Source organism: Neorhizobium sp. 2083 (assembly GCF_031455615.1).
Lineage (GTDB): Bacteria > Pseudomonadota > Alphaproteobacteria > Rhizobiales > Rhizobiaceae > Neorhizobium.
This window is the reverse complement of sequence record NZ_JAVDTC010000011.1, coordinates 104,111-115,674: the sequence shown is the minus strand read 5'-3', so window position 1 is coordinate 115,674 and position 11,564 is coordinate 104,111. Positions and strand designations below refer to the sequence as shown.

Below are 11,564 nucleotides of genomic sequence, written 5' to 3'. Positions count from 1 at the left end.
CTGGGAGGGACTTGGGTAGCTTCTGATCAGCGCTGCTTGGAGACGGTGCGCAGGCGGACCGTCCAGCCGTAGTGGTTCACATAACCCTTCACGTCGGCGCGATAGACGACGCTGTCGACAACCGCGGAGATCGGCTGGAGTGCAGGAACGAGTTCCTCGTAGCGCTTCTGGATGTCTTCATAGGCCGTCTTCTGCTTCGCCGCGTCGCGTTCCACCAGTGCCTTGGCGGACATGTCGTTCAGCTGCTGGTCGAAGAATGACGTGCGCCAGCCGATGATGCCGCTGAGCTTGGCGTCGTCGGCATTGTTCGGGTTGATGACGAGGGCGCGCAGGTTGGAATGCGGATGCGGCTCCTGGCCGCCGCCGCCGCGGCCGACGATCATTTCGAACTTGCGCTCGCGCATCGGGCCGTAGATCTGGTCGCCGGCGCCCTGGACGATTTCGGCCTTGATGCCGGCCTGGGCCAGCGTCGCCTGGATGGCGGTGGCGGTGTCGGTAAACGGCGGCTCGTTGAGCGTCAGCAGCCGGACCGGGAAACCGTCGGGATAACCCGCCTTGGCGAGCAGCTGCTTGGCCTTGGCGACATCGACCTTGTAGTCCGGATCGGCCAAGCTGCCGACGACGCCTTCGGCGACCGGGCGAAGACGCTTGGTGCCGTAGTTCGGCATGATCGTCTTGTTGATGCCGTCATAGTCGATCAGGTGGCGGATCGCGAGCCGGACATCCGGGTTCTTGAAGCGCTCGTCCTTCATGCTCACGGCCAGGAAGTAGAAGCCCGAGCTCGGCGTGCTCTGCACTTCGACGTCCTTGTTCTTGCCAAGTGCTGCGATATCGGGAACCGACAGGCCGATGGCCACGTCGACGTCGCCCTTTTCGAGCATCAGCCGCTTGGTCTGGGATTCCGGCATGTGGCGGAAGATGACCCGTTTCATCTTCGGCTTTTCGCCCCAGTAGTCGTCGAAACGCGTCAGAATGAGCATTTCGTTGGAGGCCCAGCGCGTCAGGCTGAAGGCGCCGGAGCCGGCGACGTTGATCTTCAGCCAGGCCGCGCCCTTGTCGCCGTTGGTCTCGTGGCTCATGGCGGTCTTCATGTCGACGACCGCGCTGGCATCCGGCTTGCCGAAGATGTCGAGCGTGAGCTGCGGATCGGTCGGCTGGGCGGGCTTCAGGGTGATCTTGTTGCCGTCGGCCGTCAGCAGCTGGTCGATATTGTTGGCCTTGTAACCGAAGGACGACCAGACGCCCGCGCCGACCAGGCCAAGGCTGATATTGCGCTTGATCGACCAGACGACGTCTTCCGCCCGAACGGGATTGCCCGAGGTGAACTTCGCGCCGTCCCTCAGCGTGAAGGTGATCGAGCCGTCGTCGGCGATCGTCCAGGAGCTGGCGAGGCCCGGATTGACGGTCTTCTTGTCCGCCGCGAGCTCCACCAGCGTGTCGTAGAGGTTGGCGATGACGCCTGTCGCCTCGCGGCCCGAAATCGCCGCCGGATCGAGGGTCAGGATATTGTTCATGCTCAGGCCGACGATCAGCTGGTCGGCGGGGGTATCGGCGAAAGCGCCAACCGGCGCAGACAGCGTCAGCGCCGTGGCGAGCGCCACATGCTTCATCCATTTCATTTGGGGTTCCTCCATTCGAGGCACTCATATGAGAGTATGACGTCACATGAGATGCCGCGTTGTATGAAGACTGAAAAGGAAATCTTCGTCAACCGATATGGCGACAGGAAAACGGATTTCGCATCATCTTCGCAGGAATCCTGATACTAAAATTCGAGGAAGTTCTCTTTCCGTAACGGATGTCATATTATGAGTTGACGAGCATTCGGGGCGCCTTCTAGATTGCCGGCGCGATGTCGAGGAGGAGGATGGGCATGAAACGGCTTCTGATCACCGGGGCGGCCGGCAACATGGGCAAGGCCATGCGCCAGCGGCTTGGGCACCTGGCGGAAATGGTCCGCATTTCCGATATCGCCCCTCTCGACGATGTCGCGGCCAACGAAGAGCCGTTTGCCTGCGATCTTGCCGATCCGGATGCGGTCCGCCGCATGGTCGAAGGATGCGACGGCATCCTGCATTTCGGCGGCATTCCCTCGGAAAACACCTTTGCCAGCATTCTCGACAGCAATATCCGCGGTCTGCACAATCTCTACGAAGCGGCGCGCGAGCACGGCAAGCCGCGCATCCTGTTTGCCAGCAGCAACCACACCGTCGGCTTCTACCGGCAGGACCAGTTCATCGGCGTCGATCAGCCGACCAGGCCGGACGGCCTCTACGGCGCCTCGAAATGTTTCGGCGAGGGGCTGGCGCAGATGTATTTCCACAAATTTGGCCAGGAAACGGCGATCGTCCGTATCGGCGCGTGCTGGCCGAGGCCGACCACGGTGCGGATGCTGTCGATCTGGCTGAGCTTCGACGACATGGCATCGCTCGCGGAGAGGGTCCTCAGGGCGCCCTATCTCGGTTGCCCGACGATCTGGGGCGTTTCGGACAATCAGCCGAAATGGTGGGACAATTCCGCGTCCGCCTATCTGGGATGGGTTCCGAAGGACAGTTCGGAGATTTATCGAGCCGAGGTGGAGCGCAATCCCGGCATTCCGGATAAGGGCTCATCCCAGGCGAAATGGCAGGGCGGCGGTTTCGTCGACGATCCCATCTATACCGAGCCTCCCCGCTCCCTGAACCGGTAACGATCCCATGAAAATCACCGATCTCACCACCACCGCCGTCAGCCTGCCGCTTGCCGAACCGCTCGGCAATGCCACGGCGACCATTCATCAGTTCTCCTGCATCGTGATCGATCTCGTCACCGACGAAGGATTGCGGGGCGAAAACCTGATCTTCACCATCCGGCCGGAACAGCTGAAGCTTCTGGACAGCATGGTTCATGTGCTGCGGGATGCGGTGATCGGGCGGGATCCCGACGATACCGGCGCCTTCTGGGCCGATGCCTGGCGGCGCATCAACTTCATCGGCTTCACCGGCGTCTCGATCATGGGCATTTCTGCGATCGACGGCGCCATGTGGGACCTGAGGGCCAAGCGCGCCGGGCTGTCGATCTCGCGGATGCTGGGACGCAGCCGGGAAACCATCCCGGCCTATGCGAGCGGCGGCCTGTGGCTCACCCAGGACATTCCTTCACTCGTCCGCCAGGCGGAAGGGTTTGTCGCGGCCGGGTTCAAAGCGATGAAGCTGCGGCTTGCCGGGCGGATCGACGTGGACCTGCCGCGGGCGAAGGCCGTCCGGGCGGCAATCGGCGGCGAGATCGGACTGATGATCGACGCCAACCAGGTGCTCGACGTCGATTCAGCGATCAAGCTCGGCGATGCGCTGGCGCCGCTCGATATTGCATGGTTCGAGGAACCGGTGCCGGCCCACGCGCTGGAGGATTCGGCAAAGGTCGCGAAAGCCCTGCGCATGCCGGTCGCTTCCGGTGAGAACGAATATACCCGCTACGGTTTCCGGCGGATGATCGAGACGGGTGCCGCCTCCATCCTCATGCCGGATCTCCAGCGGGTCGGCGGCGTCACCGAATTCGCGCGCGTCGGCGCGCTGGCAGCGAGCTTCGACCTGCCGGTCTCGTCGCATCTTTTCCCCGAAATGAGCCTGCAGCTGCTGGCGCATGTGCCGACGGCTCATTCGCTCGAGCATGTGGACTGGTTCGCGCCGCTCTACGACGAGAAGATAGAGCTCGTCGACGGAACGGCCCGGATCCCGGACGCCCCCGGCTGGGGGATGTCCCTGAACCGGGATGCTATTCAGCGCTACGCGATTTAGAGGAACAGGAAACTCGGGCCGGAGCGGGACACAGTTGTCCTTCACGGGACCACGTTTCCCCGCATTTCTTGCGAAAGCGCAAGTAAAAGGCCATGCCCTGTTTGTTTCGGGTCAAAGAGCAGAGGGCGGCCTGGACATAAATTCTCTTTCCAGAGGACGGCGATTTACTCCGCCCCTTGTTCCGAAGGAAAGAAACCATGACCGACAAGATTCAGATGACCAGACGCTCGATCCTTGCAGGGGCAGCCTTTGTGGGCGCCATCGCACCGGTCGTACAGGCTTCTTTCGCCCATGCGGACGAAGCGCCCCCGGCAAAGATGAAGCCGGCGGACCTTTCGAAGCTCCGGCGCGAAAAGGTCGAGCTCGTCAAGCCGCCTTTCGTCCACGCGCATACCCAGAAGGCCGACGGCCCGCCGAAGGTGGTCGAATTTACCCTGACCATCCATGAGAAGAAGCTCGTCCTCGACAAGGAAGGCACCGAGATCAATGCGATGACCTTCAACGGGTCGGTTCCGGGCCCGCTCATGGTCGTGCATCAGGACGACTATGTCGAACTCACCCTCATCAATCCCGATACCAACGAGCTCCAGCACAATATCGATTTCCACTCGGCGACCGGCGCGCTTGGCGGCGGGGCGCTGACCGTGGTCAATCCCGGCGAGAAGACCGTTCTGAGGTTCAAGGCAACCAAGGCCGGCGTCTTCGTCTACCATTGCGCACCTCCCGGAATGGTGCCGTGGCACGTCACCTCGGGCATGAACGGCGCCATCATGGTGCTGCCGCGCGACGGCCTCAAGGACGGCAACGGGAAACCGCTGACCTACGACAAGATCTACTATGTGGGTGAACAGGATTTCTATGTGCCGCGCGACGAGAACGGCAAGTTCAAGACATACGCCAGCGCCGGCGAAGCCTATGAAGACACGCTCAAGGTCATGCGGACGCTGACCCCGACGCATATCGTCTTCAACGGTGCCGTCGGTGCCCTGACCGGCCAGAACGCCATGACCGCCGCTGTCGGCGAGAAGGTGCTGATCGTCCATTCGCAGGCAAACCGCGATACGCGACCCCACCTTATCGGCGGACACGGCGACTATGTCTGGGCGACCGGCAAGTTCGCCAACCCTCCGGAACTCGACCAGGAAACCTGGTTCATCCCGGGCGGCGCTGCGGGTGCGGCGTTCTACACCTTCCAGCAGCCGGGCATATACGCCTACGTCAACCACAACCTGATCGAGGCCTTCGAACTGGGCGCTGCGGCGCATTTCAAGGTCACCGGTGATTGGAACGACGACCTGATGACATCGGTGGTCGCGCCGAGCGGCAGCTGATCGGAAACGGCCGGGAGTATGTCATGAGCCTGCTCCCGGCCGCTCTTCATCCCCTGCAAGCGCCAGATTTCGCCTCGGGAGGCGAACATGCCATGCACACACGACGGGCCAAAGCTCTCGCTCCTCCATACCGGGCTTCCGATCACGCTGATCGCCGTGCTGGCGGCGGGTATCTTCCATCAGGCGGGTTTCATGAAGCCTGCACCCCCAGAGGGCGCGGTCTATGAGCCGGCGACGGTCGTCGTTCCGCCCCGCAGCTACAGCTACAGAAGCGACGGGGAGTATCTGAAGGGCACGGTCCCGATCGATGCGCCGATGAAGACGGTGGCCGCAGGGCCGAGCCTGACGATCATGAAAAATCACGTCACGGCCTCGCAATACCGGGCATGCGTCACCGCAGGCGCCTGCAGATCGCCCGAAGCGGCGACATCGAGCAGGGAGGTTCCCGCTACCGGCGTCAGCTTCGACGACGCCACGGCCTATGCCCGCTGGCTCTCCGAGGTGACCGGAGAATACTGGAGCCTGCCGACCGACGAGCAGCTGGCGCAGGCAGCCGGCAAGAGATTTCCGGACGATGCTCTGGGCCTCGACCCGGACAGCAAGAACCCCGCGCTGCGGTGGCTCGCCGATTACGAGCGCGAAGCGCGCGAGCGGGCCGCGGGCGATCCCGCACCCCGGCCGACCGGCAGTTTCGGAGAAAACGAATACGGCCTGGCCGACTTCGGCGGCAATATCTGGGAGTGGACATCCACCTGCCATCGCAGGGTCCATCTTTATGTGAACGGCTCCCTTCGCGCCGCCGAGGACATTTGCGGCGTCTACGTGACCGTGGGCAGGCACCGCTCGCCGATGAGTTCGTTCATCCGCGATCCGAAAGGCGGCGGCTGCGCCGTCGGAACGCCGCCGGACAATCTGGGCTTTCGCCTGGTCAAGTCCACCCGCTGGTATGCGCCGCTCTTAAAGACACTTCGCCAGGCGGGCTGGACAACATGAGCATCCGGGCGGCCGAGAGCAAACTCCAAACCGTTTGTCGCAGGTCAAAGAGCGGCGGTCCTTTTGCTCTAGTGTGAATTCCAACGAAGCCGAGGGCTTCTCAGAACAGGAGTTAAGAAAATGAAGAAGATTTTGGCATCCCTGCTCGGCGCGGCGATGGTCACGGCTGTCTGCGGGACGGTGGCGTCGGCGGCCGACTTCGAAGTGCATATGCTCAACAAGGGCAAGGACGGTGCGATGGTCTTCGAACCGAGCTCCCTCAAGATCGCCAAGGGCGATACCGTGACCTTCATCCCGACCGACAAGTCCCACAATGCCGAAACCATCGACGGCCTGATCCCGGAAGGTGCAAAGCCGTTCAAGGGCCAGATGAACGAAAGCGTGAAGGTCACCTTTGACGTTGAAGGTGCCTATGCCGTGAAATGCTCGCCGCATGTCGGCATGGGCATGATCGGCCTTGTCGTCGTCGGCAACGCGCCTGCCAATCTGGAAGCCATCAAGACCGCGAAACTGCCCAAGAAGGCTCGCGAACGTCTCGATGCGGATATCGCTGCTTCCGGCGTTTAAGCCGGGAGCGTCTGGCGGCGGCCATTCCCTCTCCCCCTGGCCGCCGCCACGCTTGTTCCTTCATGCCTCATCCTTGCGCGACGAAAGCGAGGTCCAGCCGATCAGCGCATCAGGCCGGCCATACGAAGCGCATTCTCGATGATCTGCTGGATACCTTCAGGCTCTTTGGCCTGGCGGGAAGAGGTCGAGGCCCGCGTGGGGCGGTCGCTCTTCGCCTGCCGCGGCTCCTCGCCTTCGCCAAGCAGGCCCCAGCTTCTTGCCGAATGAAGCGTCGATGATATGCCGACATCCAGCAGATAGGGTGCGGCGTTCTCGTCGCCGAGCGCGGGGTCGATCGGCGTTCCGTGACCCATTCCGGCAATGCTGTAATATTCGATGACCTGCCTGCCGCGGGCATCCTTCCAGACGGTTTTCGACTGACCGTCCACCATTTCATCGACATCCGGCCGTGAGCCGACCTCGTGAACGGCGCGCCACTGATCGATGATCGCCTGCGCGTTGGCCGCGGCGACCGTATTGTCCTCAGTGCCCTGCCACACGGAAATGGTCGGCCAGGGGCCCTGATGGGTGGAAGCGGCTCTGAGCCGCGACTGAAGTGCCGCCGCTCCCGGCAGGCCTTGCCCGCGCATCCGGTCGAAGGCCTCGGGAACCGTCGCGGCGACGCCATAGGGCAGGCCGGCGATGATCGCTCCGCCGGCGAAGACCTCGGGATAGGTGGCGAGCATGACATTGGCCATCGCGCCGCCGGCGGAGAGACCGCTCACATAGATGCGCGAGGTGTCGATCCCGTAGCGGGAGACGACGGTTTCGATCATCTGGCGGATCGAGTGCGCTTCACCCTGGCCGCGGCGCGTGTCGCCCGGAAGGAACCAGTTGAAGCAAAGATTGCCGTTGTTGGCGCGGACCTGTTCGGGAAAGAGGACGACAAAGCCGTGCCGTTCGGCGAGCTTCGACCATCCGGTTCCGTGGTCATAACCGGACGCGGTCTGGGTGCATCCGTGCAGGACGACGACGAGGGCGGGATGTTCTGGCAGCAGGGAGGGGACGTATATCCTGGCGGCCAGAGTACCGGGATTGGACCCGAAACCGCTCAGTTCCTCCAGATGGCTGGGTGCGCCGGTCTGTTCGCGACCGAGTGATTTCAGGCGGGCAAGCCGCTCCAGCGTATCCGACAACGATCTCATAACGCCTCCTGGCCATCATTGCCGGGACGGCAGTGATCAGTGACAACGTCCCCTATATGGGGAACGTTGCTGCGCTGCACAATTATTTTTTGGCGGGGTTCGTTTCATCACGAGCCGGCAGGAGCTGCAAGGTTCGCTGCCCGCGAGGTTTTGCGTCCGCTTTCGATCAGCGCCTTGGTGTATTCGTGCTGCGGCGACAGGAAGAGGCGTTCGGTTTCGCCCTGTTCGACGATCTCGCCTCGTTTCATCACGATGGTCCGGTCGCAGATCTGCCTTATGACGGCGAGGTTGTGCGAGATGAAGACATAGGTGAGGTCCAGCTCGGCGCGCAGCTCCTGCAGGAAGTCGAGCACCTGCGCCTGCACCGAGATGTCGAGCGCCGAGGTCGGCTCGTCGAGGATCAGCAGGCGCGGATTGAGCGCGATGGCGCGGGCGATGCAGATGCGCTGCTTCTGGCCGCCGGACAGTTCATGCGGATAGCGGTACTTGAACATCTTCGGCAGCTGGACGATGTCGAGCAGCGCTTCGACGCGTGCCTCGATATCGCGGCGGCTCATCGCCGTCTGGATGCGGAGCGGCTCGCCGATCGCATCGCCGATCGTATGGCGGCCGTTGAGCGCCGAATGCGGGTTCTGGAAGACGAACTGCATGTGCCGGCGCATCAGCCGCAGGGGTTCGCCGGCCAGGCCGGAGATATTCCGGCCGTCGAAGATGATGTCGCCGGAGGTCGGCTCGATCAGGCGCAGCAGCATGCGCGCCAGCGTCGACTTGCCGGAACCGGATTCGCCGACCACGCCGAAGATCTCGCCGGTCGCGACCGACAGGCTGATGTTGTTGACGGCGACGACTTCCGAACCGGACTGGCTGCGGTAGACTTTCTTGAGATCGACTGCTTGCAGAAGTGTCCCCGGTTTCTCCGGCTCGGCGACCGCCGGCTGGGCAGAAACCTTGGTTGCCGCGGTATCGATGTCGGGGACGGCGGCGAGCAGCCGCTTGGTGTATTCGTGCTTCGGGGCGCTCAAAATGTCCGCTGTCAGGCCCTGTTCGACGATCTCGCCCTTGTACATGACCGCGCAGCGCTTCGCGATCGTGGCGATCGCGCCGATATCGTGGCTGATCATGATGACGGTAAGGTTGAGTTTTGCGACCAGCGAATTGATGAGGTCGAGGACCTGCGCCTGGACGGTGACGTCGAGCGCCGTCGTCGGCTCGTCGGCGATCAGAAGGTCCGGCTTGCCGGACAGGGCCATGGCGATCAGCACCCGCTGGCGCATGCCGCCGGAAAGCTGGTGGGGATACTGGTCGAACAGCATGGCCGGGTTCGGCAGGCCGACCTGGTCGAGCAGTTCCTCGGTGCGGGCGCGGCGGGTTGACTTCAGGGAAACGCCGTTGCCGGCCGCCTTTTCATGGGCGGCGATGACATCGGAAATCTGCCGCCCGATGGTGAAGAGCGGATTGAGATAAGTCATCGGATCCTGGAAGATCATCGAGATGCGGATGCCGCGGATCTTCGTCCAGTCCTTCTCCGGCAGCGCGGTAATGTCCTGGCCGTCGAAGGTTATGCCGCCTCCGACGACTTTCGAGTTCCGCGGGCCGATGCCGAGCACCGAGCGTACCAGTACCGTCTTGCCGGAACCGCTTTCGCCGACGATGCCGAGCGTATCGCCGCGGTTGACCGTCAGGTTGATGTCTTTCAGCACATGCACGGGGCCGTCGAAGGTGCCGATGTCGAGCCGGTAATTCTTGATGTCGAGAAGAGGTCCGGTCATCGGTCGCGGCTCCGGGGATCGAGAATGTCGCGCAGGCCGTCGCCCAGCAGGTTGAAGCCGAGCACGGTGAGGAAGATCGCGGCGCCCGGGAAGAGCGAATACCACCACCAGTCGGGCATGTAGGTGCGGGCGACCGAGATCATCGCGCCCCATTCGGGTGCCGGCGGCTGGGCGCCCAGCCCGATGAAGCCGAGGCTGGCGGCCGACAGGATCGCCATGCCCATGTCCATGCTCATCTTGACGATGATCGGCGACATGCAGTTGGGCAGGATGTGATGCCAGAGGATCCAGGGCGTTTTGGCGCCGATCGAGCGGGCGGATTCGACGAACAGTTCTTCCTTGACCGAAAGCGTCTTCGCCTCCACCAGCCGCACGTAGCCCGGCCACCAGACCAATGACAGAGCCAGCACGCAATTGGTGATGCCGGGGCCGAGGGCTGCGACGATCGCCAAAGCGAGGGCAAGCCCCGGTACCGCGAGGAAGAGTTCCGTGATGCGCATGATGACGGCGCGCACCCAGCCGCCGCGATACCCGGCGATGATCCCGAGCGGCACGCCGATGATGGCGCCGACGCCGGTGATGATCAGGCCGATCCAGAGCGAAGTGCGGGCGCCGATGATGACGCGCGAAAGGATGTCGCTGCCCATTTCGTCGGTGCCGAACCAGTGGGCGGCGCTCGGTCCCATCAGCTTGTTGGCCATGTTGAAGGCGCCGGTCGTATCCGCCGGGTAGGGCGCGAGCCATGGGCCAAGTGCGGCGAGCAAAAGAAAGAGCACGACAAGGCCGAGGCCGAGCATGGAGGAGAAGCTCTTGCCGAACATGTGGGCATAAAGCCGCCATTGGCGGATCTTGCTTTCATGCCGTTCACGGAAGGTGAGGGGGCGGGAGAGTTCCACGGGCGTCGTCATCAGGCGCTCCTGAGGCGGGGATCGATCCAGGCATAGGCGAGATCGACGAGGGTGTTGGCGACGATGAAGAAGAAGCCGATCACCAGCGTAACGCCGATAACGGGCTTGAAATCCGACGAAAGCGCCGAGGAAACGGCATAAAGCCCGATGCCGGGCCAGTCGAACACGGTTTCGACGAGCACGGTGGAGCCGAGCATCCAGCCGAAGCGCAGGCCGATCATCGCAAGCGTCGGCAGCAGCGCGTTCTTCAGCGCATAGACGGCGACGATGCGGAACGAGGCGATGCCGTGGGCGCGCGCCGCGACGATATAGTCGGACTGCAGCACTTCGATCATCTCGGCGCGGTTGACGCGCAGGATCGAGGCGAGACAGGGGAAGGAGAGCACGATCGCCGGAAGAATGATGTGCTGCAGCGACGTCCAGAACGTATCCAGCCGGCCGGCGAACAGGCTGTCGACGAGAAGCAGGCCGGTGACGGTCTGCGGCGGGCGGGTGACCAGCGGCAGGCGGCCGGAGACCGGCAGCCAGCCGAGATCGACCGCGAATGTCAGCTGCAGGATGATACCGAACCAGAAGGCGGGCAGTGCAACGCCCGATATCGAGAAGATGCGGGTGACGTGGTCGATCGGGCCGTCCTTGTAGACGGCCGACAGCATGCCCATCGGCACGCCGACGATGATGCCGAGCGCCATGGCGACGAAGACGAGCTCCAGCGTTGCCGGCGCATAACGCAGCACTTCTTCCAGCACCGGCCTTGTGGTGACGATCGACTGGCCGAGATCGCCGGTGACGAGATCGCGCATATAGACGACGAACTGTTCGGGCAGCGACTTGTCGAGACCGTATTCGGTGCGGATCGTCGCCACCATGTCCTCGGTCGCATTGGGACCGGCGACCAGGCGGGCCGGATCGCCCGGCGCGACATTGGTGATGACGAAGGTGAGTGCCGCAATGCCGATCATGGTTCCGACCAGCGTCAGCACTTTGCGGAAGGCGAATGTCAACATCGTCTTCTCCGGTGGCTATTCTCTAAAAA

At 63.0% G+C, this 11,564-nt stretch carries 10 protein-coding genes; 5 read left to right on the top strand and 5 right to left on the bottom strand.

Annotated features, from left to right (window positions below; translation table 11 throughout):
* Positions 1-26: 26 nt before the first annotated feature.
* Positions 27-1,610 (bottom strand): ABC transporter substrate-binding protein, encoded by a 1,584-nt coding sequence (locus tag J2X76_RS29180; RefSeq protein ID WP_405030122.1) that lies wholly within the window; start codon positions 1,608-1,610, stop codon positions 27-29.
* 263 nt (positions 1,611-1,873) lie between these two features.
* Between J2X76_RS29180 and J2X76_RS29175 the strand changes: the two genes are divergently transcribed.
* The 5 genes from J2X76_RS29175 (at position 1,874) to J2X76_RS29155 (ending at position 6,667) form a co-directional block, all read left to right on the top strand.
* Complete coding sequence (locus tag J2X76_RS29175; RefSeq protein ID WP_310221079.1) at positions 1,874-2,689, top strand: NAD(P)-dependent oxidoreductase; 816 nt, start codon at positions 1,874-1,876, stop codon at positions 2,687-2,689.
* Between the two features lie 7 nt (positions 2,690-2,696).
* Positions 2,697-3,776, top strand: coding sequence for a mandelate racemase/muconate lactonizing enzyme family protein (locus J2X76_RS29170; RefSeq protein ID WP_310221077.1), 1,080 nt, complete (start codon positions 2,697-2,699; stop codon positions 3,774-3,776).
* 197 nt (positions 3,777-3,973) lie between these two features.
* Entirely contained in the window at positions 3,974-5,107 is a 1,134-nt protein-coding gene (gene nirK, locus J2X76_RS29165; RefSeq protein ID WP_113131610.1) for a copper-containing nitrite reductase, read from the top strand.
* 87 nt (positions 5,108-5,194) lie between these two features.
* On the top strand, positions 5,195-6,100 hold the full coding sequence (locus tag J2X76_RS29160) for a formylglycine-generating enzyme family protein (protein WP_310221075.1): 906 nt from the start codon (positions 5,195-5,197) through the stop codon (positions 6,098-6,100).
* 120 nt (positions 6,101-6,220) lie between these two features.
* Positions 6,221-6,667: a pseudoazurin gene (locus J2X76_RS29155; protein ID WP_113131612.1), complete on the top strand. Its 447-nt coding sequence runs from the start codon at positions 6,221-6,223 to the stop codon at positions 6,665-6,667.
* Positions 6,668-6,768: 101 nt separating this feature from the next.
* Here the strand turns inward: J2X76_RS29155 and J2X76_RS29150 are convergent, their stop codons facing one another.
* From J2X76_RS29150 to J2X76_RS29135, 4 genes are all read right to left on the bottom strand, one after another.
* The gene (locus tag J2X76_RS29150; RefSeq protein ID WP_310221071.1) at positions 6,769-7,851 is read right to left on the bottom strand and encodes a PHB depolymerase family esterase; all 1,083 of its coding nucleotides are present in this window, start codon (positions 7,849-7,851) and stop codon (positions 6,769-6,771) included.
* 107 nt (positions 7,852-7,958) lie between these two features.
* Positions 7,959-9,620: an ABC transporter ATP-binding protein gene (locus tag J2X76_RS29145; protein WP_310221069.1), complete on the bottom strand. Its 1,662-nt coding sequence runs from the start codon at positions 9,618-9,620 to the stop codon at positions 7,959-7,961.
* Positions 9,617-10,528: an ABC transporter permease gene (locus J2X76_RS29140; protein ID WP_113131615.1), complete on the bottom strand. Its 912-nt coding sequence runs from the start codon at positions 10,526-10,528 to the stop codon at positions 9,617-9,619. Before J2X76_RS29140 ends, J2X76_RS29145 begins: the two co-directional genes overlap by 4 nt.
* Positions 10,528-11,535 carry an ABC transporter permease gene (locus J2X76_RS29135; RefSeq protein WP_310221067.1) on the bottom strand — a complete coding sequence of 336 codons (1,008 nt, stop codon included), beginning with the start codon at positions 11,533-11,535 and terminating at the stop codon, positions 10,528-10,530. Before J2X76_RS29135 ends, J2X76_RS29140 begins: the two co-directional genes overlap by 1 nt.
* Positions 11,536-11,564: the final 29 nt, after the last annotated feature.